Source organism: Klebsiella sp. WP8-S18-ESBL-06, assembly GCF_014169755.1.
GTDB classification, from domain to species: Bacteria; Pseudomonadota; Gammaproteobacteria; order Enterobacterales; family Enterobacteriaceae; genus Kluyvera; species Kluyvera ascorbata_B.
Genome location: NZ_AP022256.1, coordinates 970,980 through 996,500 on the forward strand (window position 1 = coordinate 970,980; position 25,521 = coordinate 996,500).

24 protein-coding genes and 2 riboswitches are annotated in these 25,521 nt (G+C 55.2%); of the genes, 18 read left to right on the top strand and 6 right to left on the bottom strand.

Going from position 1 to position 25,521, the window contains the following annotated elements:
• Nucleotides 1–735 precede the first annotated feature (735 nt).
• The 8 genes from ompC (at nucleotide 736) to uca (ending at nucleotide 10,516) form a co-directional block, all read left to right on the top strand.
• Nucleotides 736–1,827: a porin OmpC gene (gene ompC, locus H7R76_RS04720; protein WP_182930588.1), complete on the top strand. Its 1,092-nt coding sequence runs from the start codon at nucleotides 736–738 to the stop codon at nucleotides 1,825–1,827.
• Nucleotides 1,828–1,903: 76 nt separating this feature from the next.
• Nucleotides 1,904–2,350: a hypothetical protein gene (locus H7R76_RS04725; protein WP_182967077.1), complete on the top strand. Its 447-nt coding sequence runs from the start codon at nucleotides 1,904–1,906 to the stop codon at nucleotides 2,348–2,350.
• 227 nt (nucleotides 2,351–2,577) lie between these two features.
• Nucleotides 2,578–2,676, top strand: a riboswitch (guanidine-I (ykkC/yxkD leader).
• Between the two features lie 55 nt (nucleotides 2,677–2,731).
• Nucleotides 2,732–3,790, top strand: a complete 1,059-nt coding sequence (locus H7R76_RS04730; protein ID WP_182930063.1) for a putative urea ABC transporter substrate-binding protein — start codon at nucleotides 2,732–2,734, stop codon at nucleotides 3,788–3,790.
• 17 nt (nucleotides 3,791–3,807) lie between these two features.
• Nucleotides 3,808–4,623, top strand: coding sequence for an ABC transporter permease (locus tag H7R76_RS04735; RefSeq protein ID WP_106925815.1), 816 nt, complete (start codon nucleotides 3,808–3,810; stop codon nucleotides 4,621–4,623).
• A complete protein-coding gene (locus tag H7R76_RS04740; protein ID WP_182967079.1) occupies nucleotides 4,620–5,396 on the top strand; it encodes an ABC transporter ATP-binding protein in 777 nt (258 codons plus the stop codon). The genes H7R76_RS04735 and H7R76_RS04740 overlap by 4 nt, the downstream gene beginning before the upstream one ends.
• A gap of 11 nt (nucleotides 5,397–5,407) precedes the next feature.
• Nucleotides 5,408–6,115 carry an urea amidolyase associated protein UAAP1 gene (locus tag H7R76_RS04745; protein WP_182967081.1) on the top strand — a complete coding sequence of 236 codons (708 nt, stop codon included), beginning with the start codon at nucleotides 5,408–5,410 and terminating at the stop codon, nucleotides 6,113–6,115.
• A 12-nt stretch (nucleotides 6,116–6,127) separates the two neighbouring features.
• Entirely contained in the window at nucleotides 6,128–6,760 is a 633-nt protein-coding gene (locus tag H7R76_RS04750) for an urea amidolyase associated protein UAAP2 (protein WP_106925821.1), read from the top strand.
• Nucleotides 6,761–6,913: 153 nt separating this feature from the next.
• Nucleotides 6,914–10,516, top strand: a complete 3,603-nt coding sequence (gene uca, locus H7R76_RS04755) for an urea carboxylase (RefSeq protein ID WP_182967083.1) — start codon at nucleotides 6,914–6,916, stop codon at nucleotides 10,514–10,516.
• 143 nt (nucleotides 10,517–10,659) lie between these two features.
• On the opposite strand, the gene puuP is transcribed toward uca, so the two are convergent.
• The 3 genes from puuP to puuA all read right to left on the bottom strand — a co-directional run bounded on the left by puuP (nucleotide 10,660) and on the right by puuA (nucleotide 13,781).
• The gene (gene puuP / locus H7R76_RS04760; RefSeq protein ID WP_182967085.1) at nucleotides 10,660–12,051 is read right to left on the bottom strand and encodes a putrescine/proton symporter PuuP; all 1,392 of its coding nucleotides are present in this window, start codon (nucleotides 12,049–12,051) and stop codon (nucleotides 10,660–10,662) included.
• The gene (locus H7R76_RS25220) at nucleotides 12,041–12,217 is read right to left on the bottom strand and encodes a YmjE family protein (RefSeq protein WP_420259184.1); all 177 of its coding nucleotides are present in this window, start codon (nucleotides 12,215–12,217) and stop codon (nucleotides 12,041–12,043) included. The genes puuP and H7R76_RS25220 overlap by 11 nt, the downstream gene beginning before the upstream one ends.
• 145 nt (nucleotides 12,218–12,362) lie before the next feature.
• On the bottom strand, nucleotides 12,363–13,781 hold the full coding sequence (gene puuA, locus H7R76_RS04765; protein WP_182967087.1) for a glutamate-putrescine ligase: 1,419 nt from the start codon (nucleotides 13,779–13,781) through the stop codon (nucleotides 12,363–12,365).
• Nucleotides 13,782–14,004: 223 nt separating this feature from the next.
• Here puuA and puuD point away from each other — a divergent pair, with 223 nt between their 5' ends.
• The 5 genes from puuD (at nucleotide 14,005) to puuE (ending at nucleotide 19,641) form a co-directional block, all read left to right on the top strand.
• Entirely contained in the window at nucleotides 14,005–14,757 is a 753-nt protein-coding gene (gene puuD / locus H7R76_RS04770; RefSeq protein ID WP_182928676.1) for a gamma-glutamyl-gamma-aminobutyrate hydrolase, read from the top strand.
• A gap of 26 nt (nucleotides 14,758–14,783) precedes the next feature.
• A complete protein-coding gene (gene puuR / locus H7R76_RS04775; protein WP_106925831.1) occupies nucleotides 14,784–15,341 on the top strand; it encodes an HTH-type transcriptional regulator PuuR in 558 nt (185 codons plus the stop codon).
• 223 nt (nucleotides 15,342–15,564) lie between these two features.
• Entirely contained in the window at nucleotides 15,565–17,052 is a 1,488-nt protein-coding gene (gene puuC, locus H7R76_RS04780) for an aldehyde dehydrogenase PuuC (protein ID WP_182967089.1), read from the top strand.
• A gap of 2 nt (nucleotides 17,053–17,054) precedes the next feature.
• Nucleotides 17,055–18,335, top strand: coding sequence for a gamma-glutamylputrescine oxidase (gene puuB / locus H7R76_RS04785; protein WP_182967091.1), 1,281 nt, complete (start codon nucleotides 17,055–17,057; stop codon nucleotides 18,333–18,335).
• A gap of 40 nt (nucleotides 18,336–18,375) precedes the next feature.
• Nucleotides 18,376–19,641, top strand: a complete 1,266-nt coding sequence (puuE, locus tag H7R76_RS04790; RefSeq protein ID WP_106925837.1) for a 4-aminobutyrate transaminase — start codon at nucleotides 18,376–18,378, stop codon at nucleotides 19,639–19,641.
• A gap of 251 nt (nucleotides 19,642–19,892) precedes the next feature.
• Here the strand turns inward: puuE and H7R76_RS04795 are convergent, their stop codons facing one another.
• The gene (locus tag H7R76_RS04795; protein WP_182967093.1) at nucleotides 19,893–20,465 is read right to left on the bottom strand and encodes a hypothetical protein; all 573 of its coding nucleotides are present in this window, start codon (nucleotides 20,463–20,465) and stop codon (nucleotides 19,893–19,895) included.
• A 210-nt stretch (nucleotides 20,466–20,675) separates the two neighbouring features.
• Nucleotides 20,676–21,428 (bottom strand): DeoR/GlpR family DNA-binding transcription regulator, encoded by a 753-nt coding sequence (locus tag H7R76_RS04800; RefSeq protein WP_182967095.1) that lies wholly within the window; start codon nucleotides 21,426–21,428, stop codon nucleotides 20,676–20,678.
• 713 nt (nucleotides 21,429–22,141) lie between these two features.
• Between H7R76_RS04800 and H7R76_RS04805 the strand changes: the two genes are divergently transcribed.
• The 4 genes from H7R76_RS04805 to H7R76_RS04820 all read left to right on the top strand — a co-directional run bounded on the left by H7R76_RS04805 (nucleotide 22,142) and on the right by H7R76_RS04820 (nucleotide 24,124).
• Nucleotides 22,142–22,837, top strand: coding sequence for a porin (locus tag H7R76_RS04805; RefSeq protein WP_106925845.1), 696 nt, complete (start codon nucleotides 22,142–22,144; stop codon nucleotides 22,835–22,837).
• A 168-nt stretch (nucleotides 22,838–23,005) separates the two neighbouring features.
• On the top strand, nucleotides 23,006–23,539 hold the full coding sequence (locus tag H7R76_RS04810; protein ID WP_182930070.1) for a hypothetical protein: 534 nt from the start codon (nucleotides 23,006–23,008) through the stop codon (nucleotides 23,537–23,539).
• Nucleotides 23,540–23,606: 67 nt separating this feature from the next.
• Nucleotides 23,607–23,840 carry a 4Fe-4S mono-cluster protein YjdI gene (yjdI, locus tag H7R76_RS04815; RefSeq protein WP_182930071.1) on the top strand — a complete coding sequence of 78 codons (234 nt, stop codon included), beginning with the start codon at nucleotides 23,607–23,609 and terminating at the stop codon, nucleotides 23,838–23,840.
• A gap of 11 nt (nucleotides 23,841–23,851) precedes the next feature.
• Nucleotides 23,852–24,124 carry a GNAT family N-acetyltransferase gene (locus H7R76_RS04820; RefSeq protein ID WP_106925851.1) on the top strand — a complete coding sequence of 91 codons (273 nt, stop codon included), beginning with the start codon at nucleotides 23,852–23,854 and terminating at the stop codon, nucleotides 24,122–24,124.
• A 37-nt stretch (nucleotides 24,125–24,161) separates the two neighbouring features.
• Here H7R76_RS04820 and H7R76_RS04825 read toward each other — a convergent pair whose 3' ends face one another.
• Nucleotides 24,162–24,773, bottom strand: coding sequence for a LysE family translocator (locus tag H7R76_RS04825; RefSeq protein ID WP_182967097.1), 612 nt, complete (start codon nucleotides 24,771–24,773; stop codon nucleotides 24,162–24,164).
• Between the two features lie 138 nt (nucleotides 24,774–24,911).
• Between H7R76_RS04825 and H7R76_RS04830 the strand changes: the two genes are divergently transcribed.
• Nucleotides 24,912–25,376: an Lrp/AsnC family transcriptional regulator gene (locus tag H7R76_RS04830; RefSeq protein ID WP_106925855.1), complete on the top strand. Its 465-nt coding sequence runs from the start codon at nucleotides 24,912–24,914 to the stop codon at nucleotides 25,374–25,376.
• 45 nt (nucleotides 25,377–25,421) lie between these two features.
• A riboswitch (Fluoride riboswitch) is annotated at nucleotides 25,422–25,483 on the top strand.
• Nucleotides 25,484–25,521 lie beyond the last annotated feature (38 nt).

Here is a 25,521-nt window from a genome sequence, read left to right on the forward strand (position 1 = left end):
ATATATTTGTCTGCCGTCAGGCATCTCATTTAGTTTAATATTTCCCCGGCGTTCAGCTTAACCGCCACGCATGGTGCGCCGAGTTGGTGCATAAATATCTTCTCCGCGCGCCACTTTGCGCATCAGGGAAAAGGGGGAAGTAATACGCTTCCTGTAGAGCGATAAGAATCAACTAAGGCAATATAAAGGCATCATAGTCGCGTTTGCTGCCGTTCCCGATAACCAATGAAGGTGATAGTTATAGGGGGCATTCTATTGATAGCAGATTGATGAATTCTTTCAATCCCGACAAAGCAACATTACACAAGATAATAATTTGAAACATAAGCTATTTATCAATTTATTTGACTATGATAATTGATTTTTATGGCGTCAAAGTCTGCTGTCGGTGTGGAAATGACTTGATGGAATGATTCTTTTTATACATAACAAATGCACGCAGGCTAATAGTTTTTATGGTAATGGGTTAGTCTTTTTGATGTATTTGCAAAAAAAATCAGAAATCGTCTGTTTGTATTATGAGGTTTTTCTTTAAATGTAGTTTTATTGTGAATGAATTTATTTTGCATCTCAGAAAAAGAGATGTGACAGGGTGTTTTACATATTATTACATGTTATTAGTTTTGTTTTATGAACTTTTCCTTAAATGTTTACAGGCAGTGTTTGAGAGCGCCTGTCTACATGTAATAGCCAGGCGGTCTATTGATTTCAACATAACTAACAAATGATGAAGCCATTATGAAAAAAATTCTTGCAGTGATTATTCCAGCATTACTGGCTGCGGGTGCAGCGCATTCAGCCGAAATGTATAATAAAGACGGTAACAAGCTGGATTTATATGGGAAAGTTGATGCCCGTCGCACCTTCTCTGATGCAAAGGGAAGCGATGGTGATGCAACGTATATTCGTCTGGGCTTTAAAGGTGAGACACAAATTAATGATGTGCTGACCGGCTATGGTCAGTGGGAATACAACATTCAGGGTAACGGTACAGAAGATGGCGCGAAAACCGCGACCCGTCTGGGCTATGCCGGATTAAAAGCGGGCGATTACGGTATGTTTGATTATGGCCGTAACTATGGCGTCATCTATGACGTTGAAGCCTGGACGGATATGCTCCCTGTCTTTGGTGGGGACTCTTATTCAACCACCGATAACTTTATGAATAACCGTGCAAACGGCCTGGCAACCTACCGTAATAGCGGTTTCTTTGGCCTGGTGGATGGTCTGGACTTCGCGATTCAGTACCAGGGCAAAAACGGTGGGGGAAGTGAAAACGTTAACGGCCGTGACGATGCCTTCGCGCAGAATGGTGAAGGCTGGGGCGCTTCCGTGGCGTATGAGATTGGTGCGGGCGTCAGCGCGACGGCGGCCTATTCCGGCGCTAAGCGTACTGACGATCAGCAGCGCCTGACCTATAACGATGCTGAAAATGCGGAAGCATGGGCCAGCGGCCTGAAATACGATGCTAACAATATCTACCTGGCCGCGACTTACGCCGAAACCCGTAATATGACAAAGGTCGGGGATTTCGTTACCGACAAAACCAAAAATATTGAACTGGTTGCTCAGTATCAGTTCGATTTCGGCCTGCGTCCATCCATTGCTTATCTGCAATCGCGAGCGAGCAACGACAACCAGGGCATCAAAGGAAACGCGGATGTCGTGAAATACATGGAAGTGGGCGCGTCATACTACTTCAATAAAAATATGGCCACCTACGTCGATTATAAAATCAACCTATTGGATAAAGACAACGCGGCCGTGAAGAACCTGGGTCTGAGCACGGATAACGTCGTCGGTATCGGTGCGGTATATCAGTTCTAAACCACTCTGCTGGAGAGGCTCTCACGGCCTCTCCAGATTTCATCGCCCGGGTAGCAGTATGCAGAGGGTTACCACCATGTTTTGTGTATTCCTGGAGTCTGATGAACTGACTCCTGAAATCACCACGCTGAAAGACTTTAACGATCTCCTTAGCCATGACATACCGACGGCGGTATTCGTCATTTCTCACGATATTGCCCGCTTTATCAAAGATGCTTACTTTATGAATCTCACGATTGACGGCCTGCAGAACTGCTATTTTTCGTTGAATAATGGCCAGGAGTTTTTTGAGTTTAATCATCGTGGTCATTGCTATACATATTGCGAGCCGAAAGCCGAGTGGCACGTGACGCCCGCGCAGTTTATCCGCAGCCAGTGGCTGGCGAATGAGGATCTGCATAGCCTGATCACCCCGGAATTTATCACCAGCTACAGTAAAATGTTTCCTTGCCTACAGAAAAAAAAGCAGCAGTTCGATTTGCTGTTTACTCAGCACTATTCTGGCGCGCAGCGAAAAGGATAGAAAACGCTGCGATATTGATAACGCCACGGTAAACATATTGAATGCTTTCCCCTTGCTGATAAAACCACGCCCATCCCCACCAGCACCATTGTGGAGCACTGCCTTCTTTTCGCGCACCACAAAAGGGATGTGGCTCACGAACCAACGCCTAATGCACTGATAATAAGCAAAAATAAACCTGGCATAGCCTTTGCAAATCTCACTTCGCAGTGCAACACACAATCTGAAAAATAGCTGGCTAGGGTTCCGGTTCACCGCGGTGAACGGCTGGTCCAAGAGCTGGCGACCTCTGAGAGGTTACACGGCGGGACAAAAACCCGGGAGACAGCAGCACCTGATGGTGTCGCGCTGCCCCTAATTTTTGCCTATCAGAGGTTAGACATGAAGAAAACGTCATTATACCGCGCTCTTGTCCTGTCGCTGGCGATGCTGGTCAGTCTTCCCACTTTTGCTGCCGTAAAGAAAGAGTTTAACGTCTGCTGGACCATCTACGCCGGATGGATGCCCTGGGGCACCATCAGCAGTAGCAAAATCATCGATAAATGGGCGGATAAATACGGCATTAAAATCAACGTCGTCCAGCTTAATGATTATATCGAGTCGATTAACCAGTACACCGCCGGTCAGTTTGATGGCTGCACCATGACCAACATGGACGCGCTGACGATCCCGGCAGCGGGCGGCGTGGACTCCACTGCGCTGATCCTCGGCAGCTATTCGGAAGGCAACGACGGCGTGGTGATGAAAGGTGAGGGCAAAACCCTTAACGATCTGAAAGGGATGAAAGTCTACCTGCCGGAGCTTTCTGTTTCCCATTACCTGCTGGTGCGCGGGCTGGAAAAAGCGGGCCTGGCGGAAAAAGATGTCACCGTCGTGAACACCTCCGATGCGGATATCGTGTCGGCGTTCGGCACGGCAAACGTACAGGCTGCCGTGGCCTGGAACCCGCAGCTCTCCGTTATCAAAGGGACGCCAAAAACCACCGAAGTCTTTAGCTCCTCGCAGGTCCCCGGCGAGCTTATTGACATGATGGTCGTCAATAGCGAAACCCTGAAGGATAACCCTGCGCTTGGCAAAGCGCTGACCGGCGCATGGTACGAGATGATGGGCCTGATGAAGGCGCAGGATACCCACGCGTTAACGTCGATGGCCGCCGCCTCCGGCACCGATCTGGCCGGTTATCAGGCGCAGTTAAAAACCACCCACCTGTTCTACACCCCGCAGGACAACATCGCGTTTATCACCTCGGCGGAGCTGGCGAAAACCATGCAGCGCGTGGCCTCGTTCTCATTTGATAAAGGGCTGTTGGGCGAGGGCGCCCAGAGCGCGGATTTTATCGGTATGACCTTCCCCGGCAAGGTGAGCTGGGGCGATGCCAATAACGTGAAGCTGCGCTTTGACGACAGCTTCGTGAAAATGGCCGCTGCCGGCACGCTGTGATGACTGACGGAGTTTCCATGCGACACATTAATCGTCATCCCAAACCCGGCATGCGTCTGATGCTTGTGATGTTGCCGTTCATCCTGCTGCTGATGGCCTATTTCTTCGGTTCGGCGGTACGGCTGGACGCCAACCCGCACGACAAACTGCTGCCCGGTTTCCAGCAGATGCTGGATGCCATATCGCGGATGGCGTTTACCCCGGATAAACGCAGCGGTGAGTACCTGCTATGGGTTGATACCCTGGTCAGCCTGGCCCGTTTGCTGACCGGTCTGGCTATTGCGTCGCTGGTGGGGCTATGCATCGGCGTGATGTCCGGCGTATTCCCGCTGTGGCGGGCGTCGTTGTCGCCGCTGATGACCGTGCTGTCGATGATCCCGCCGCTGGCGATTTTACCGGTGCTGTTTATCGTCTTCGGCCTGGATGAACTGTCGAAAGTGATGCTGATTGTCATTGGCATCACCCCGATGCTGGCTCGCGACCTGGAACAGCGCGCGGGCGACATTCCGCAGGAGATCCTGATTAAAGCGCAGACCTTAGGCGCGAATAGCTGGACGCTGGTGCTACGGGTGGTGCTGCCGCAGCTGCTGTCGCGGCTTCTGACCTCGCTGCGGCTGCTGCTGGGGTCGGCGTGGCTGTTCCTGATTTCAGCCGAGGCTATCTCCTCAACCGCCGGGCTGGGCTACCGCATTTTCCTCGTGCGCCGCTACATGGCGATGGACGTCATTATTCCTTACGTCCTGTGGATCACGCTGCTGGCATGGCTGATGGATCTGGCGCTCCGTCAGCTACACAAAACCTGTTTTCCCTGGGCGGAAGGAGGGAAGGCATGAGCTTTATCAGTATCAACAATATCTGGCAGGAATACGGCGACCACGTGGTGCTGGAACGCCTGAATTTGCAGGTTAAAGAAGGGGAGTTTTGCTCCATGGTGGGCGCATCCGGCTGCGGAAAATCCACCTTCTTGCGCCTGCTGCTCGGCCAGGAGGCGCCAAGCCGCGGTTCCATTACGCTGGAAGGAAAACCGCTCAACGCCGAGCCGGACAGCAGCCGTGGCGTGGTGTTTCAGCGCTACTCCGTTTTCCCGCACCTGAACGTGCTGGACAACGTCACGATTGGCCTGGAACTGCCGCAATCGCCGCTGTGCGGGCGGCTGTTTGGCAGCAAAAAACGCGCGGCGCGCGCGCGGGCCGCTGAAATGCTGGAAAAGGTCGGGCTAAGCCACGCGCTCGATAAATATCCGGCTCAGCTCTCGGGCGGTATGCAGCAGCGTTTAGCCATCGCCCAGGCATTTATTATGCAACCGCGCGTCCTGTTGCTGGACGAACCGTTTGGCGCGCTTGACCCGGGGATCCGTAAAGACATGCACGCGCTGCTGTTGCAGCTGTGGAGCGAAACCCGCATGACCGTCTTTATGGTGACGCACGATCTGTCGGAAGGCTTCAACCTCGGCACCCGCCTGCTGGTGTTCGACAAAGTGCGCATTGACCCACAGGCGCCGAACGCCTTCGGCGCGCGTATTACCTACGATATCCCGCTCAACGAGACGCGGCTTTCCGCGCTCGGCGGTACGGCTCCCGATAACGTTTATGCATTAAGGGGTTAACAGTGAATACCATGACAACATTACGCGAAGAGACGCTCCCCGCCGGTGGGCATCTCTCCTTTATTCTCAAGCGCGGGCAGATCCTGCGGATGACCGACATCGACGGCGGCGCTAACGTCAGCCTGATGATGTTAAACCCGCATGAGAAAAGCGAACGCTTGAATCTGCCGGACACGCTCAAAGGCCAGCACACCGCGCGCCTGACCGCCGGGCACTGCTTCTACTCGGATATGGGCCGCGTGCTCGCTGGCATTACCGCCGACACCAGCGGCTGGCACGACCCGTTTGGCGGCGTACTCAATGCCGCCGAAGCGGCGGAGAAATACGGGCAGGGGCGCTATCAGGAACTGCGCAATGCCTTCTACCGCAACGGCACGGATAACCTGTTGGTGGAGATGGGAAAATGGGATCTGAATCTTGAAGATCTGCTGATGGTGGTCAACTTCTTTAGCAAAGTGACCGTGGATGAAAACGGGCAGTTCAGCTTCCACAGCGGCCACTCGCAGCCGGGCAGCTACGTGGAACTGTATGCGCCCATGGACGCCCTGATGGTGATGACCGCGCTGCCGCACCCGATGGACCCTTCGCGCGAATATACGCCGCGCCCGGTCGCGCTCAGCTGGCGTCGGGCCGAGGATGAAGAGGCCGCGGTTAACGCGCTTTTAACCCGCCCGGAAAACCAGCGCGCCTTCACCAATACGCAACTTTTTGCCCTGTAAGGAGCCGAAAAAATGACCGCTGCCAGCGAAAAACATGCTCAGTATGCCGCCTTCCGCCACGTGATCCCGGCGGGAGAACCCTACCTGTTTGAGGTGAAAAAAGGGCAAACCCTGCGTCTGCTCGATCTGGAAGGTAATCAGGCTATCGACACGCTGTTCTATAATGCCGATAACCCTCGTGAACGCTACGATGCCCAGCGCACGCTGCGCCGCCAGAACAACGCCTACCTGACCTGCGACAGCGTGCTTTATTCCAATCTGGGCAACCCGCTGCTGACGATTGTGGCCGATACCTGCGGTCGCCACGATACGCTCGGCGGCGCCTGCGCGCAGGAGAGCAACACCGTGCGCTATGCGCTCGATAAGCGTCATATGCACAGCTGCCGCGATAACTTCCTGTGCGCCTGCCTGCACGATGGTCGCCTGCAAAAACGCGATATTGGCGCGAACATCAATTTCTTTATGAACGTCCCGGTGACGCCGCAGGGTGGCCTGACCTTTGAAGACGGTATTTCCGCACCGGGGAAATACGTCGAGCTGCGCGCCGAGTGCAACGTCATTGTGCTGATTTCCAACTGCCCGCAGTTGAATAATCCCTGCAACGGCTGGAACCCCACGCCAGCGGAGGTGCTGGTATGGAACTGACGCCAACCCGCTGGCAGCGCCTGCGAAAAATGATCTATCGCCTGTTTGAAGTGCGTGCCGGACGCCTCCTGCCTTAAACGCTTGTTCCCCATGGACGACCATGCGGTGAGCCGATTTTTGGGCGGGACGACCCGCCACGATTGAGTCTGACCTATGTTAACGAAACTCCTGATTGCGAATCGCGGGGCGATTGCCTGCCGCATTATTCGCACGCTGCGTGCTATGGACATTGGCAGCGTGGCGGTTTATTCCGACGCTGATATCAGCAGCCTGCATATTCGTGAAGCCGACGAGGCGATAAGCCTGGGCGATGGCCCGGCCGCCAACACCTATCTGGTCAGTGACAAGATCATCGCGGCGGCGAAGGCCAACGGCGCACAGGCGATTCATCCGGGCTATGGTTTTCTCTCGGAAAACGCCGACTTTGCCGACGCCTGTGAACAGGCCGGTATCGCCTTTGTCGGCCCCACGGCGGAACAGTTGCGCCTGTTTGGCCTTAAGCATACCGCCCGGGCGCTGGCAAAAGCGCACGGCGTGCCGATGCTCGAAGGCACCGAACTGCTGGCGGATGTCACCGACGCGCTTCAGGCCGCCGAACGCGTAGGCTACCCCGTGATGCTCAAAAGCACGGCGGGCGGTGGCGGCATTGGGATGCGCGTCTGCTATAGCGCTGCTGAGCTCAGCGAGGCCTTCGACGCGGTGGTGCGGCTGGGGAAAAATAACTTCAGCAACGCGGGCGTGTTTATTGAGAAATACATCGAACGCGCGCGCCACCTGGAAGTACAGCTCTTTGGCGACGGCAACGGTGAGGTTATTGCCCTGGGCGTGCGCGACTGCTCGGTACAGCGCCGTAACCAGAAAGTACTGGAAGAGACGCCCGCGCCCAACCTGCCCGCAGGCATGGCGCAAGCGTTATGCGAGGCGGCAATCAAGCTGGGTAAAGCGGTAAACTACCGTAGCGCTGGTACCGTGGAATTTGTCTACGACAGCGATGCCGCCCACTTCTACTTCCTCGAGGTGAACACGCGGCTACAGGTCGAGCACGGGGTGACGGAGCAGGTGTGGGGCGTCGATCTGGTGCGCTGGATGATTGCCCTTGCCGCCGGTGAATTACCGCCGCTGGGCGAGCTGCGTGACCGCCTTGAGCCTCAGGGGCATGCGATTCAGGCGCGTGTTTACGCTGAAGATCCGGGCCGTCAGTTCCAGCCATCGCCCGGTCTGCTCACCGAAGTGGTGTTCCCAACCGACGACCGCGTGACGCTGCGCATCGACAGCTGGGTGGAATCTGGCTGCGAGGTGCCGCCGTTTTTTGACCCGATGCTGGCGAAAATTATCGCCTGGCAGCCGACGCGTGAAGCGGCAATCCACGCGCTGCATACCGCGCTGGGCGAAACCCGTCTGTACGGCGTGGAGACTAACCGCAGCTATTTGCAGCAAATTTTGACCTTTACGCCGTTTGCCTGCGGCGAGCCGTGGACCCGTTGCCTGGAAGGGCTGAATTATCAGGCCGCTACGCTGGAAGTGTTGAGCGCCGGTACGCAAACCACGGTACAGGATTACCCCGGCCGCGTAGGCTACTGGGCGGTGGGCGTGCCGCCGTCCGGGCCGATGGACAGCAGGGCGCTGCGTCTTGGCAACCGCCTGCTGGGAAATGCCGCCGACGCGGCCGCGCTGGAAATTACCCTCAGCGGCCCAACGCTAAAATTTAACTGTGATGCGCAGGTGGTGGTGACCGGCGCGGCGATTGCGTTGACGCTGGACGGCGTCCCGCAGGCCAACAACCGCACCTTCCTCGTGCGCGCCGGTATGACGCTGCGGATGGGCGATATCCAGGGTGGTGGCGTGCGCAGCTATCTGTGCCTGCGCGGCGGTTTTCAGGTGCCGGATTATCTCGGCAGCAAAAGTACCTTTACGCTGGGTCAGTTTGGCGGCCACGGCGGGCGGGCGTTGCGCACCGGCGACGTGCTGCATCTGGCGCCGCTCACCGCACCGTGTCCGGACGCGGTGCTGCCGCCATCGCTTGGCACCGCGCTGGCCCCTGTGCGCGAACTGCGGGTGATTTATGGCCCGCACGCGGCGCCGGAGTATTTTACACTGCGCTATATGGCGACCTTCTTTGCGACCGACTGGGAAGTCCACTTCAACTCCAGCCGTACCGGCGTGCGGTTGATTGGCCCGAAACCCGAATGGGTTCGCGATAGCGGCGGTGAGGCGGGGCTGCATCCTTCAAATATTCATGACAACCCGTACGCCATCGGGGCGATTGATTTTACCGGCGATATGCCGGTGATCCTCGGGCCAGACGGGCCGAGCCTGGGCGGCTTTGTCTGCCCGGCGACGATTATTGAGGCCGATCTGCACGCCATGGGGCAGCTTAAAGCCGGTGACAAAGTGCGCTTTGTGCCGGTTGATATCGCCACCGCCCGGCGGCTGGCGCAGGCCCAGGAGCGGGAAATCGCCAGCCTGACCTCACAGATTACACCCTGGCAGCCTGCGGGCCTGCCATCGCCGGTGGTGCTGGACTGCGGCGAGCGCGATAAACGGCTGGTGGCGCGGCTCTCCGGTGATACCCATTTGCTGCTGGAGATTGGCGATCCGGAACTGGATTTGGTACTGCGCTTTCGCGCGCATGCGCTGATGCAGGCGTTGGAGGCGCGGGCGTTAACGGGGGTTATCGATCTGACGCCGGGTATCCGTTCGCTACAGATTCACTATCAGCCGGAGGCGCTGAGCCTGGCGACGTTGCTGGATGTGGTGACCGGGCTATGGCAGTCGGTCTGTGAACAGGGCTCTCTGGAGGTGCCGTCGCGCGTTGTCTGGCTGCCGCTATCATGGGACGATCCGGCGTGTCAGAAAGCTATCGACAAGTACATGACCACGGTGCGCCGTGATGCGCCGTGGTGCCCGAGCAATCTGGAGTTTATTCGCCGTATCAACGATCTGGCTAACGTCGATGCGGTGTATAAAACGGTATTCGATGCCAGCTACCTGGTGATGGGGCTGGGGGATGTTTACCTCGGCGCGCCGGTGGCCACGCCGCTCGATCCGCGCCATCGGCTGGTCACTACCAAGTACAATCCGGCACGAACCTGGACGGCGGAAAACTCGGTCGGTATCGGCGGGGCGTATCTTTGCGTCTACGGCATGGAGGGCCCGGGCGGCTATCAGTTCGTTGGTCGCACGCTACAAATGTGGAATCGCTATCATGCGGTGGACGATTTCGGCGGTAAGCCGTGGCTGCTGCGCTTCTTCGACCAGATCCGTTTCTACCCGGTTTCTGCCGACGAACTGCTGACGATTCGTCGTGATTTTCCCTTAGGTCGTTATCCGCTGCGTATTGAACATACCACCCTGAAACTCGCGGAGTATCAGCAATTCCTCGCGACGGAAGCGGCGGGCATTGAGGCGTTCCGTCATCATCAACAAGGCGCATTCGACGCAGAGCGCGAGCGCTGGATTGCCAACGGCCAGGCACATTTTGACAGCAGCGATGCGCGGGAGGCGGAAGGTGAGGATGCGCCGCTTAAGCCGGGGCAGGAGGGGATTGAAAGCCCGATCTCCGGTAACCTCTGGCAGGTCAACGTCGACGTGGGCAGCACCGTTCGTGAAGGCGATGTGCTGGTCATTCTGGAGTCGATGAAAATGGAAATCCCGCTGCTGGCCTCGCAGGACGGGGTGGTCAGCCAGGTCCGCGTACAGCCGGGATCATCGGTACGCGCGGGGCAGTGTGTGGTGGTGCTGGATAAAACGGCGTAGCCCTGAATACAGCGGCGCAGTGATGCTGCGCCGCTCAGATAGCGGAGTGCCGGATGGCGTCGTAAGCGACTTATCCGGCCTACAAAGAATGTCGATCTCAATCCCCGTAGGCCCGATAAGCGTAGCGCCATCGGGCATTTCGGTTAGCTTTCCCCAACAGTGCTTATCCGCTGCTCGCCGTCATACAGCGGTACTTTGCGATAGCGTCGGATCAGATACCAAAGATACATTCCCCCCAGCATTGCCCAGACCAAACCCAGCGTTAACGATGTGACTTCCAGGTTGATCCACAGCACGCCGACCGTCAACGCGCCAATAAGCGGCATCAGCAGGTAATGGAAGTGATCTTTCCAGCTTTTGTTGTAGCCTTTGCGTCGCCAGAAATGGTTGAACACCGACAGGTTGACGAAGGTAAACGCCACCAGCGCGCCGAAGTTAATCAACGCTGTGGCGGTGACTAAGTCGAAGAACAGCGCCGACAGCGCCACAACCCCGACCATGATCACGTTCAGCGCTGGCGTCCGCCATTTCGGATGCACGTAGCCAAACACGCGTTCCGGAAAGACGTTGTCACGGCCCATCACGTACAGCAAACGCGAAACGCTGGCGTGCGACGCCAGGCCTGAAGCCAGCGTGTTAACGAAGGTGGTGCACAGGAAGATGGACTGGAACAGCTTGCCGCCCACGTACAGGGCAATCTCCGGCAGCGCGGCGTCAGGGTCTTTAAAGCGGCTGATATCCGGGAAGAAAAGCTGCATAAAGAACGACGCGGCAATGAAGATTAACCCACCGTACACCGCGGTCAGGAAGATGGCTTTGGGGATCACGCGCGCGGCGTCCGGCGTCTCTTCTGAAAGCGTGGTCACCGCATCAAAGCCGAGGAACGAGAAGCAGACTATCGTCGCCCCGGTAATGATAGGGATCAGGTGCGCATTTTCACTGACAAACGGCTGTAGTGACCATACGGTCCCCACGCCTTCGCCTTTGTGCAGCCCCTGCACAACCAGTACGATAAAGACCACCATAATGGCTATCTGTACCAGCACGAACAGGGTATTGAAGTTCGCCACCAGGTTAACGCTTTTCAGGTTCGCGGCGGTCAGGATTGCCACGAACGTGACCACCCACACCCATGGCGGCACGCCGGGAAAGAGGGCCGAAAGATAAATCTTCGCCAGCAGGACGTTAATCATCGGCAGGAACAGGTAATCCAGCAGCGATGACCAGCCGACCATAAAGCCCACGTGGGGGCTAATTGATTTTTGCGCGTAGGTATAGGCAGAGCCTGCCTCGGGAAACTGACGCACCAGTTTGCCGTAGCTGATGGCGGTAAACAGCACCCCGGCCAGCGCTAACAGGTAGGACGCCGGCACGTGGCCATTACTGATGCCGGACACAATACCGAAGGTATCGAACACGGTCATCGGCGTGAGATAGGCCAGGCCCATCATCACCACTTGCCACAGCTTCAGCGATTTACGCAGACGGGTTTTTCCCGGCTGCATAGGGATATTCAGCGAAGTGTTAGTTGCCATGCGCGTTACCTCCACTGCGTAACGGGGTTTGCGGTCGCGTCGACCTGAAATCAAACCTGTTTAGCAGGGGAAGTAATGGCGTCGGTGGGGATAACATGCAGTCGGTGAGGGCGGTTTCATGTTCGCAACCTCCCTCCCCCTGTGGGGACGTAAACATCGGCATCATCTCATTTCCTCGTCACAGTCTTAATCGTTAACGGAAGCCCGTTGCCGCCTGCGTTCCATAACGCGACATACGGGAAATGTCTGGATTACCAGAAGATTCAGGCCAGGTTCCACTCAGGCCGGTATTACCGCCCCGTGAAGGGGCGTCATGCGTTTTTCAACATCCACTCAATTTCTGTTTCGGTGATGAGCCGCTCAAATTGCAGCAGTTCATCGTTCTTACAGGCGTGGTAAACGTGGCAAAAACGTTCGCCCAGATAGTGACGCAGCGGGGCGTTTTGCATAAATTCCCACAGCGCATCGCTCTGGCGGATGGGGAAAGGCAGCCCTTCCTGCTCCAGCCCGTTACCTTCCACTTCTTCCTGCAACGGCAGATCGTTATCGAGGCCGTGCAAAATACCGGCAAAAATGGTCGCCATCACCAGATATGGGTTGGCGTCGGCCCCCGCCACGCGATACTCCACGCGATGGTTATGGCGATCGCCGCACGGAATGCGCAGCGCAACCGTACGGTTGTTGTGGCCCCATGATGCCTGGGTCGGCACGTACATGCCCGGCTGGAAGCGACGATACGAGTTCACGTTCGGTGCCAGCAGCGCCATGGAAGACGGCATCAGGTCGATCATGCCCGCCAGCGCCTTTTTCAGCAGCACAGAATCTTCGCCATCGGCATCGGCCAGCACGTTTTCACCGCGGTTATTCATCAGGCTGATATGGATGTGCATACCGCTGCCCGCGTGCTCTTCATAAGGCTTGGCCATAAAAGTGGCGTGCATCTTATGCTTTTCCGCCATCAGGCGCACCAGGCGTTTCAGGGCGAGCGCATCATCGCAGGCGTCGAGCACGTTATCGGTGTGATAAAGGTTGATTTCAAACTGGCCCGGAGAGGCTTCGGCGACCGCGCCATCGGCGGGGATCAGCTGCAGCTGTGCCAGTTCATCGATGTCGTTGAGTACGTCGGCAAAGTGGTTGAGGTTATCGACGGAGTAGACCTGGCTCTGGGTGTTGCGGTCATCGGTTCCCGGCGCGCACGGTGGCTGCAGATAACCTTCGGCGTCGCGTTGACGGTCGAGTAAATAGAACTCCAGCTCTACCGCTACTACCGGGAACAGTCCGCGCTGGCGTAGCTGCTGCCACAGGCGGTTGAGTACGTTCCGCGGCTCAACGTCAAAGGGAGCGCCATCTTCATCGACCATGGTCAGTAACATCTGCCCAACGTATTCAGGATCTGCCGCCGAAGGCGTTAAGGTCCCCAGCACCGGCACGCACGTGCGGTCAGGCTCACCCATCTCCTGTCCGAGCCCCGCTTCTTCAACCACGTTGCCCAGAATATCCATGGCAAACACGGACGCCGGGAAATAGCAGCCTTTTTCGAGTTTTTTCAGGCTGGAGACCGGCACGCGCTTACCGCGGAAACAGCCGTTCAGATCGGTCAGTAAGACATCGACGGACTGCGTGTTGGGATAGCGTTCAAGGTAGCGTTTTACTTCCTGCGCAAACGCGCTGCCCCGCCTCTCTTCTGACTGCTGAACATAGCTCTCTACTTCAACGATATTAGTTTCCATGATTCTTCGCCTTTGGTTTTGTTGCCCACCTGCGTTCAGGTGTAAAATATAATGACCATTACTCGAATTTGTATGCAAACGAAATGTTTGTCAAATGTTAAATTAAGTTTGCAAATACGAAATCTCACTGCTAGATTGAAAAAATATTGAACATAAAGGTCAATTTAACGGCAGTAATGGCTATAATTTAGTCCACTTTGTGAGGGCGATCATGGAAAATATAATGTACAAGCCGGTTATCGGTATCGTGATGTGCAGGAACAGGCTTAAGGGTCATGAGACCCAAACCCTGCAAGAAAAGTACCTGAATGCCATTATTCGTGCGGGCGGGTTGCCCATTGCGCTGCCGCATGCGCTGGCAGAGCCTGAATACCTGAACGCACTCCTTCCCAGACTGGACGGTATCTACCTGCCAGGAAGCCCCAGCAATGTGCAGCCGCACCTTTATGGTGAAAACGGCGATGAGCCTGACGCCGATCCCGGGCGAGATCTTCTGAGCATGGCGTTAATCAACGCAGCGCTCGAAAGGCGCATCCCCATTTTCGCCATTTGCCGTGGACTCCAGGAAATGGTGGTGGCGACCGGTGGGTCGTTGCATCGCAAGCTGTGTGAACAGCCGGAGCTGCTGGAGCACCGGGAAGATCCGGAGCTGCCCATTGAGCAGCAATACGCGCCGTCGCATGAAGTTCAGGTGGTGGCGGGCGGGTTGTTATCCCGCCTGTTACCGGATTGCAGTAGCTTTTGGGTCAATTCATTGCACGGTCAGGGAGCTAAAGTGGTCAGCCCTCGGCTGCGTGTTGAGGCGCGTGCGCCGGATGGGCTGGTGGAAGCGGTCAGCGTGAATGACCATCCTTTCGCGCTGGGCGTACAGTGGCACCCGGAATGGAACAGTAGCGAGTACGCGCTTTCGCGTATATTGTTTGAGGGCTTTATCACCGCTTGTCAGAACCATATCGCGGAAAAACCGCGACTCTGACCCCTACACTTAAGGAAATGCATATTATGAGTGATGACGGACTGGCGCCAGGAAAACGTTTGTCGGAAATCCGCCAGAAGCAGGGACTTTCACAACGTCGTGCCGCCGAACTCTCTGGACTGACGCACAGTGCTATCAGCACGATTGAGCAAGATAAAGTCAGCCCTGCTATCAGTACGCTGCAAAAGCTGCTGAAAGTTTATGGTCTGTCACTCTCGGAATTCTTTTCCGAGCCGGAAAAACCTGATGAGCCGCAGGTCGTTATTAATCAGGATGACCTGATTGAAATGGGCAGTCAGGGGGTGTCGATGAAGCTGGTTCATAACGGTAACCCTAATCGCACGCTGGCAATGATTTTTGAAACGTATCAACCGGGCACCACCACCGGGGAAAGAATAAAGCATCAGGGTGAGGAAATAGGCACTGTACTGGAAGGTGAAGTGGTTCTGACGATTAACGGTCAGACATATCACCTGGTCGCTGGGCAGAGCTATGCCATTAATACCGGCATACCGCACAGCTTCAGTAATACATCGGCAGGAATTTGCCGGATTATCAGCGCCCATACCCCCACCACGTTTTAATCTCCCCTGGCCGCTCTGGCTGATGCAATGGCTGTTCTATCGCCGTCATAACGGATTATTTTTCGCCGCCGGGATGTATTTCCCGGCGGGGTAAAAAAGTACACGTAATTAAAAAGAACGTCATAAGCGCAAATACGGGTTATTGACCCGGGGCGCTTTGCGGCCTGCTGTTGCCCGGCGTTCACCCATCAAGCGTATTTGAATACGAAAATCAGGAGTCAAAATGAATTTCCATCATCTGGCTTACTGGCAGGATAAAGCGTTAAGTCTCGCCATTGAAAACCGGTTATTTATTAACGGCGAATATTGTGCTGCCGCCGACAATACGACCTTTGAAACCCTTGACCCGCTTACCCAGGCTCCGCTGGCAAACATTGCCCGTGGTCAACACGCCGACGTGGATCGCGCGGTACAAGGCGCTCGCGATGCATTTGAACGCGGCGACTGGTCGCAGGCGGCGTCGGCGAAACGTAAGGCGGTGCTGAACAAACTCGCCGACTTAATAGAAGCCCATGCGGAAGAGCTGGCGCTGCTGGAAACGCTGGATACCGGAAAGCCGATTCGTCATAGCCTGCGCGATGATATTCCCGGCGCGGCGCGCGCGATTCGCTGGTACGCCGAGGCGCTGGATAAAGTGTATGGCGAAGTCGCCACCACGAGCAGTAATGAGCTGGCGATGATTGTGCGCGAGCCGGTTGGCGTGATTGCTGCCATTGTCCCGTGGAACTTCCCGCTGCTGCTGACCTGCTGGAAATTAGGCCCCGCGCTGGCAGCGGGCAACAGCGTCATCCTGAAACCGTCGGAAAAATCCCCGCTGACGGCACTGCGCCTGGCCGGGCTGGCAAAAGAGGCGGGCATTCCTGACGGCGTGCTGAACGTGGTAAGCGGCTTCGGGCATGAAGCCGGGCAGGCGCTGTCCTTGCATGCGGATATCGATGCGATCGCCTTTACCGGCTCCACCCGCACCGGCAAACAGCTGCTGAAAGATGCCGGCGACAGCAATATGAAACGCGTCTGGCTGGAAGCGGGCGGTAAAAGCGCCAATATCGTCTTCGCCGACTGCCCTGATTTACAGCAGGCCGTCAACGCCACGGCGGGCGGTATTTTCTACAACCAGGGGCAGGTGTGCATTGCCGGTACGCGCTTGCTGCTTGAAGACAGCATTGCCGATGCGTTTTTAGACCTTTTACAAGCGCAGGCGCGCAACTGGCAGCCTGGCCATCCTCTCGACCCGGCCACCACCATGGGGACACTGATCGATTGCGCCCATGCTGACACCGTGCACACCTTTATTCGTGAAGGCGAGCGCAAGGGACAACTGCTGGTGGACGGTCGTCAGACGCCGTGGCCTGCGGCAATCGGCCCGACCATTTTCGTTGACGTTGACCCTACAGATTCCCTCAGCCGGGAAGAAATTTTTGGCCCGGTGCTGGTGGTCACTCGCTTTAAAACCGAAGCGCAGGCGCTTGCGCTGGCCAACGATAGCCAATACGGACTGGGCGCGGCGGTATGGACGCGCGACCTGTCCCGCGCTCACCGCATGAGCCGCCGCCTGAAGGCCGGCTCGGTCTTCGTGAACAACTATAACGATGGCGATATGACGGTGCCGTTCGGCGGCTACAAGCAGAGCGGTAATGGTCGCGATAAATCGCTGCACGCCCTTGAAAAATTCACTGAACTTAAAACCATTTGGATCAGCCTGGAGGCTTAATCATGACCGAACATACCACCAGTTATTACGCCGCCAGCGCCAATAAATATGCGCCATTCCCGACCCTTGATGAGTCCATTCATTGCGACGTCTGCGTGGTGGGCGGCGGCTATACCGGCCTGTCGTCGGCGCTGCATCTGGCCGAAGCGGGGTACGACGTGGTTGTGCTGGAGGCCGCGCGGATTGGCTTCGGCGCCAGCGGGCGTAACGGCGGGCAGCTGGTTAACTCCTACAGTCGCGATATTGATGTTATCGAAAAAAGCTACGGTATGGACACGGCGAGAATGCTCGGCAGCATGATGTTTGAAGGCGGTGAGATTATCCGTGAACGCATTCAGCGTTATCAGATCGACTGCGACTACCGTCCGGGCGGGCTGTTTGTGGCGATGAATCACAAGCAGCTGGCGACGCTGGAAGAGCAAAAAGAGAACTGGGAGCGCTACGGTAATACGCAGCTGGAGCTGCTGGATGAAAAGGCGATCCGCCGTGAAGTGGATAGCGAGCGCTACACCGGCGCGCTGCTGGATCACAGCGGCGGGCATATTCATCCGCTGAATCTTGCCATCGGGGAAGCCGACGCTATTCGCCTGAACGGCGGCCGCGTTTATGAACAGTCGGCAGTCACCGGCATTCAGCACACCTCGCCGGCGGTGGTCACGACCGCCAAAGGACAGGTGACGGCGAAGTTCGTGATCGTCGCGGGTAACGCGTATCTGGGTGACAAAGTGGAACCTGAGCTAGCCAAACGCAGCATGCCTTGCGGCACCCAGGTGATTACCACCGAGCCGCTGTCCGATGAGCTGGCGCGTTCATTGCTGCCGAATAACTATTGCGTCGAAGACTGTAACTATCTGCTTGATTACTACCGCCTGACCGCCGACAACCGTCTGCTTTACGGCGGCGGGGTGGTTTACGGGGCGCGCGATCCTGATGACGTTGAGCGACTGGTGGTCCCGAAACTGTTGAAAACCTTCCCGCAGTTGAAAGGGGTCAAAATCGACTATCGCTGGACCGGTAACTTCCTGCTGACGCTTTCGCGCATGCCGCAGTTCGGTCGACTGGATAAAAATATTTATTACATGCAGGGCTACAGCGGCCATGGTGTGACCTGTACCCACCTGGCCGGACGGCTGATTTCGGAACTGCTGCGCGGGGACGCGGAGCGTTTTGATGCGTTCGCCAATCTGCCGCACTACCCGTTCCCGGGCGGGCGGACGCTGCGCGTACCGTTTACCGCGATGGGCGCGGCCTATTACAGCCTGCGCGATCGTCTGGGCGTGTGATTAATTCGATTAACGATGAATAACCAAAAGGTCTGAAAACATGAGCAATAACGAACTTCATCAACGTCGTCTTTCTGCCACGCCGCGCGGCGTTGGCGTGATGTGCAACTTCTTCGCGCAGTCGGCGGAAAACGCGACGCTCACCGACGTCGAAGGTAAAGAGTACATCGATTTCGCCGCCGGTATCGCGGTGTTGAACACCGGACATCGCCATCCGGATCTGGTCGCGGCGGTTGAAAAGCAGCTCCAGCAGTTTACCCATACGGCCTACCAGATCGTGCCTTATGAAAGCTATGTCAGCCTGGCCGAAAAGCTCAATACGCTGGCACCGGTGAGCGGCCCGGCAAAAACGGCCTTTTTCACCACCGGCGCCGAAGCGGTAGAGAACGCGGTAAAAATCGCCCGCGCCTATACGGGCCGTCCCGGCGTGATTGCGTTTAGCGGCGGTTTCCACGGACGCACCTATATGACCATGGCGCTGACCGGTAAAGTGGCCCCTTACAAGCTGGGCTTTGGCCCGTTCCCGGGGTCGGTCTATCATGCACCGTATCCTTCTGAACTGCAGGGCATCACCGTTGAAGATTCGCTGAAAGCCATCGAACGTCTGTTTAAAGCGGATATCGACGCTAAACAAGTCGCGGCGATTATTTTTGAGCCGGTACAGGGGGAAGGTGGCTTTAACGTCGCGCCGAAAGAGCTGGTCAGCGCGATTCGTCGTCTGTGCGATGAGCACGGGATCGTGATGATCGCCGATGAAGTGCAGAGTGGTTTTGCCCGTACCGGGAAACTGTTTGCCATGGATCATTATGCCGATAAACCTGATTTGATGACCATGGCCAAGAGCCTGGCGGGCGGTATGCCGCTGTCCGGCGTAGTGGGCAATGCAAAAATCATGGATGCGCCCGCGCCGGGCGGGTTGGGCGGCACCTACGCAGGTAACCCGCTGGCGGTCGCTGCCGCACACGCGGTGCTGGATATCATTGAGAAAGAGTCGCTCTGCGATCGCGCGCGTCGGCTGGGTGAACGGCTGACCCAGGCGCTGGTTACGGCAAAAGAAAGTAACCCGAGCATTGCCGCGGTGCGTGGCCTGGGGTCGATGGTGGCGGCAGAGTTTGTCGACCCTAAAAGCGGCGAGCCTTCCGCCGCGCTGGCGCAAAAAGTCCAGCAGCGTGCGCTGGAAAAAGGCTTACTGCTGCTGACCTGCGGGACTTATGGCAACGTCATTCGTTTCCTTTATCCGCTGACCATTACGGAAAAACAATTTACCGCCGCGCTGGCTATTTTGCAGGGCACGTTGGCTGAGTAATGTTCGTGTTTTGATAGGGATGTTTGTCCGTCGATAGCGGCCCGGCACTTTAAGCCGGGCCGCTGTTTTTCGAAAGATATTTACCTGCCTTCAGGGATGGCGCTTTTCGATACGAAAAGCGCATCAGCGCGATGACGTCACCGGCAGCAATGGCGGTGTCGTCTCGGTGTTTGTGGGGCAAAATACCCTCGTGGCTAGCGCCGGGAATATCGCCATGGCCGATGGTGGCGCTAATGTTGTGAATGTCCTGGCTAGCTAAAGTGAAAATAGGCGAGAACAGCGGCAGTAACCACTATCGCCAAACGAAACAGTCCTTCACGATGCCGGGTTAGCCATTTCCGCTCATAGCGCAGCGGCGTGTAGAAAGGGGTGACCCATTTTAGAAACTCGGCATTGAGGTTATCTAACGTCTCTTTGGGCTCGTTTAGCTGACGACCAACAATGTATTGGCGTCGGAGTAAATCGACCCGGCAGTGAGCAATGAGTTCTTGTTCAGTTGTCAGCTCCGATTGATCAATAAATTCGAAGGCATCAAGCACCACCTGGTGTCTTGCTTGCAAATCTTTGTGGGTCACAAATGCATCACAGGTGATCAGGTCACCTTGAGAGGTGAACGTCTGAAGGTCGATGCCATGTTGCGCCTGTAAATTGTCGATGAGCTGTTGCCTGATGACCCGATTAAACGGCCTGATATAACCCCACGTTGGATCACTATCTTGACCAAATGACTCATAACGGTAGAACTCGCCCTCCATAGACTTTCCTGATTGTTCGAAGCGAACATAACCATCCGGCTTAGTCTGGTAATAATGGGATACGGACATAAGCTTCCTTAAAACAATCAATGCGTAAGTTCTTATGCATTCATTGAACTATGCGAGAGGTTATTTATCAATGGCCTCATGGCTAGCATATATAGGGATAGTTTTGTCACCGGCCTGCCAGAGTGGCAAAGGTGGCGTCGATCATAACGCCGCTCGCCAGCGCAGAGGCCATTCTAAGGATAAGCCTGGAGAGGACGTGGTTAGCCCTGGTTAGTTAATAAGCGCGACGTTGCTGCGAACCAGCGCCTCGGACAGCGATGCGTCCAGCTCCCCGTCGACGATAAGCGTGCTGGCCAGACTAAGTTCGCCAATGGCGAAGGCGGAGGCGGCGTTGATTTTTTCGTGGGAGGCCATCACGACCGTCTCTGAAGCCCTCTCACTAAGCAGTCGTTTTACGCTCGCTTCTTCGAAACTGCCGGTGGTAAAGCCCGCGCGGTGGTGCACGCCCGTCACGCCCATAAAGAACAGATCGGCGTTGATTCTACTGGCGGCTTCAGCCATTGCCGCTCCGGTGGTAACCACCGAGTGTTTAAACAGCGTACCACCGAGCAGAATGACCTCTACTTCCGGGTAGTCAACCAATCCAACGGCGATATGTGGGCTATGGGTCACAACGGTGAGAGGCAGCGCCTTTGGCAGCAGTGCGATCATCTCTGAGGTGGTGGTGCCACCGTCGATAATGACGACTTGCCCTGGGTTGATTAACGCGACGGCCTCCCGGGCAATGGTTTTCTTCGCGTTTATTTGCACATTTTTTCTTGTTTCGAACGGCGCGATCGCGGCGGAAACCGGCAGTGCGCCGCCGTGGACGCGCTGGAGTAACCCGGCGGCGGCAAGTTCACGTAAATCCCGGCGAATGGAATCTTCAGAAACATTAAAGTGCTGGCTAAGCCCGGTCGACTGCACCTGTTTATCTCGTGCCAGTATGGCCAGGATCTGCTGTTTTCGTTGGCTGGCTAACATGTCTTTTGCCTGTTTATCGTTGAATTTGCACGATTATGCATAATGGTGCGCATGCTGTCATCTCTCACCCACGGCATTCACATTGTGAGTCAGCTGGCACGCAAGAAAGCGCGTCGCGTTCGCTCTCGCGACAGAGAGAACGAACGGGAGAGGGGTTTAAGCGCAGCGATAACCAGCCTGGTCTGAAAGAGCGGGAAGCTGATTATCTGATGATGACATTCTCCAGCATGCAGGCCTCGGCGTGAGATGATAAGGAATAACCGAATAAACATGGCAGAGATGGAAAAAGTGAGAATGAGAGAAGCTGAGAAATGTGATCCAGAAAAGTTCAATCGATGCCGTTAGATATCGCCTGAAAGTGTGTCAAATGCTGCAATGTTATTTGGTTAATTCTTAATATTTATATTGTTGGGAAGGTGAATTATTGATAATAAAAAAATAACGCATGAAATTATTGTAATTTAAGCCATTGAAAATAAATGAATAAATATCTTATCTAAAGTTATGTAAGCTCAATGTAAATTAATCTTTGGTGTGATCTGTGGCGGTGTTTTTTGTTCGTCAATCCCTATTTTCTTGACACCTGTCACGTCCTTTCATTTCGTGCAGTTATGAAATAAATCTTTACGATCTCGATCACTAAAATATCTTTCGCAAAAAAATAAAATGCAATTCCATAAAAATGAAACACAATTCCAATTGAGGGTTATTGCATGTTTAAAAAATCTCTGGTCCTGATGGCATTATGTGGTGCATCCTTCGCAGCCTCTGCGGTAACGGTCGATTTGCGTCATGAGTTTATTGATGGTGGCAAAACAGATAAAACTAACGCCGACCGTGTTTCGGTTTCTCATCGTTTCGCAAATGGCTTTGGTTTCTCGGTAGAAGCAAAATGGAAATCGGGTGGTGATAATACTAATCAGCCGTTTGCCGACTTTGTCGGTAATGGTCATGAAGAGTCTATTAGCTATCAATACAAATTTAATAAAAACTTCTCTATTCAGCCGGGCTTTAATATTGAAAGTAACGACAGCCGTTCTATTTATAAGCCAAACCTGCGAGTGCAATACAGCTTTGACAACGGCTTCTATGTAGCGGCACGCTACCGTTATGACTATACCCGCTACCCGTCAAATGCGAATAAAGACGACGATAAGGTAAACCGTGGTGACGCATGGGCTGGCTATGTGTTTGGCGACTGGCGTACCGAGCTGAACTACGTATATGCACGTAGCTCTGAAGGCAATGCGCGTAACAACAACAAGCCGTACTCCCAGGAATACAACGTGAAAGTGGCGTACAAAATTGACAAAAACTGGGCGCCATACGGTGAAGTGGGCAACGTGGGCGTTAACGACCGTAGCGACCGCCAGACCCGCTTCCGCGTAGGCGTCGCTTACTCCTTCTAACGCTTACCAGCATCAGTGAAACCCCCGGCGAAGCATGCCGGGGTTCTCTTTTTCCTCGCCGCAAAACGTCCACCGCGTATCGCGTGAACAAATTAATTAATGTTACTACGCCGTTGTGTCGCTCTTACCCCACGTCTTTCGTATTCACATCATCGAAGAGGTTTGTGTATGGACAACGCTATTGCCGTAGTATTACTGCTCATCGTGAGTTTTTTAGTTTTAGGAGGTGGATGGTTTCTTATCATGCGCACCGAACTGAAAATTGAACAAAAGATGCGAGATGAGTTCGAACTAAAAAGAGAAGAGGAAAAGCAGCAGAAGATGCTGCAAAAATATGAGGAGCTGCTGGCAATGGAAATCGAATGGCATACTCAGCGGCTGGCAAGCATTCATTTTTTTCTCGCCAAAATAAAGAAAAAACAGGATGCAGAATACCGTAGTACCCACCCCAGCATTAACGGTGATAACACCCAGCTGCATTCCAGAATCAAGGCACTGATCTTTATCTACTTCCCTCATTTACAGGATGATTACGCCAAGCTCTGCAAACTGGCAGACTGCACGGTCTATTTTGACTATGTCTACGGACGATCTAACGACAGCGCGCGGGTGATCCGCGAGCTCTCGGACAAAATGCAGAAGTTTGCCGCCCTGTCGACCGAGTTCCAGAACCGCATCCGCAATGAAGTGACGGTGAAATGAGTGGCGATCCCCATTGCCTCAGGTCTATGCTTAGCCTCGAACCATATAAATAAATAGAGGCAATGTCATGGATAAGGAACTACTGGATGCGGGGTATCGCGTCTATACCGGGGAAAAAATCGATGTCTATTTCAATACTGGCATTTGTCAGCATTCCGGTAACTGTGTCAGGGGCAGCAGCAAACTGTTTAACCTGAAGCGTAAACCGTGGATTATCCCGGACGAAGTGGATGTGGCTACGGTGGTGCGGGTGATTGATACCTGCCCAAGCGGGGCGCTGAAATACCGTCATCATGACTAAACGAGGGTGCGATGGAAATACTGGAAGGGCATAACAAGTTTTATGTGAACGATGCGCAAGGTAATCAGGTCGCCGAAATCGTCTTTGTACCAACGGGCGAGCATCTGAGCATTATTGAGCATACCGACGTTGATCCTAGCCTTAAAGGGCAGGGCGTTGGCAAACAGCTGGTGGCAAAAGTGGTGGCGAAAATGCGCCAGGAGCAGCGTAAAGTGATTCCGCTGTGCCCGTTTGCGAAACATGAATTTGATAACACTCGCGAATACGACGATATTCGCGCCTGAACCCCTGCGCCAGCCCGGCTGGCGCAGCTCTCACCCATTAGCGCAGCGGCTCAACGAGCAGAATTGCCGCGATAATCACCATCAATCCCCCGGAGAGCCGGCTGACGACCCGCGCCGCCTGCGGGCGGCTGGCCAACAGCGCGCGCGAACCGTAGCCCACCAGTAAATAGATGAGTGTACAGGTGATCAGGTGCATCAACCCCAGCGCCGACATCTGCAGCGCCACCGGCCATTGGCCGTGAGGGTCGGTAAACTGCGGCAGCAGCGCAAGGAACAGCAGAAAAACCTTTGGATTCAGGCCGCTGATACACAGTCCCTTCAGCGCCCACTGATTCCAGCCGCCGCTTAGCTGGCGGGCGGTGGATATCGTTGCCGGGCGACGCAGTAGCGCGATGCCGAGCCACAGCAGATAGGCTGCTCCCAGCAGGGTTATTGCCGTTAGCGCCATCGGGTGCCCGGCAATCAGTACGCCCACGCCGGCCACCACCACGAGGGTCGCCAGCAGATGCCCTGAGATAAGCCCCGCGACGGCCGGTACGATGCGCTGTCCGTGAATACCCGCGCTGATGGTATAGGCCCAGTCGGCCCCCGGCGTCACGATCAGCAGAAACGACACCAGCCAGAAGCCGGCGACGAAGCTCATTGCCATGGTGGACATCCTTCATGATTTGTCATTGCGTTATTCTCGAATCACTTGAGTCGTGGTCGAGAAAGAATAACGGTATTGCCGCGCAATGAGCTTTCAATGTTATGCTTGAAATGGATGGTAAGAGAGAGAATCTTCTAAATGGACAGTATCGATCGAAAAATTCTTGCTGAGCTCCAGGCCGATGGTCGTTTATCGATTACCGAACTCGCCGAACGGGTGAATCTGAGCCTGTCGCCGTGCCATCGGCGCCTGCGTGCGCTGGAGCAGGAAGGGGTGATTACCGGCTATCGCGCCAATCTCGATCCGGGCAAGATGGGCTTTAATTTTGTCGCGCTGGTGTTTGCCACGCTGAGAGAGGGCGATCGTAACGCGGTGAGCGCCTTTGAAGAAGCGGTCGAAGATATCCCACAGATTGTGCTGGCGCAGCGTTTATTTGGCGACCCGGACTATTTAATGCAGGTCGTGACGCGCGACCTCTCTTCGTTCCAGCAGCTCTACGATCAGAAGCTCTCGGCGATGCCGGGAGTACAGCACCTGCGTTCGACGCTGGTGATGAAAACCGTGGTGCAGGACCGGCCGTTTCCGCTGGAAACGCTGAAATAGTTTCGTGCGCAAAGTGCTTGGCTGAAACGATTCGTGTGCTAATATAGCGCGACAGGGGATGGCATTCCCCCTTGAACCGCCGTGTGGCTGATGATGCCTGTTTTTATTCCTGGACCGGGAATGAACAGGCACACCTCTACCGCGT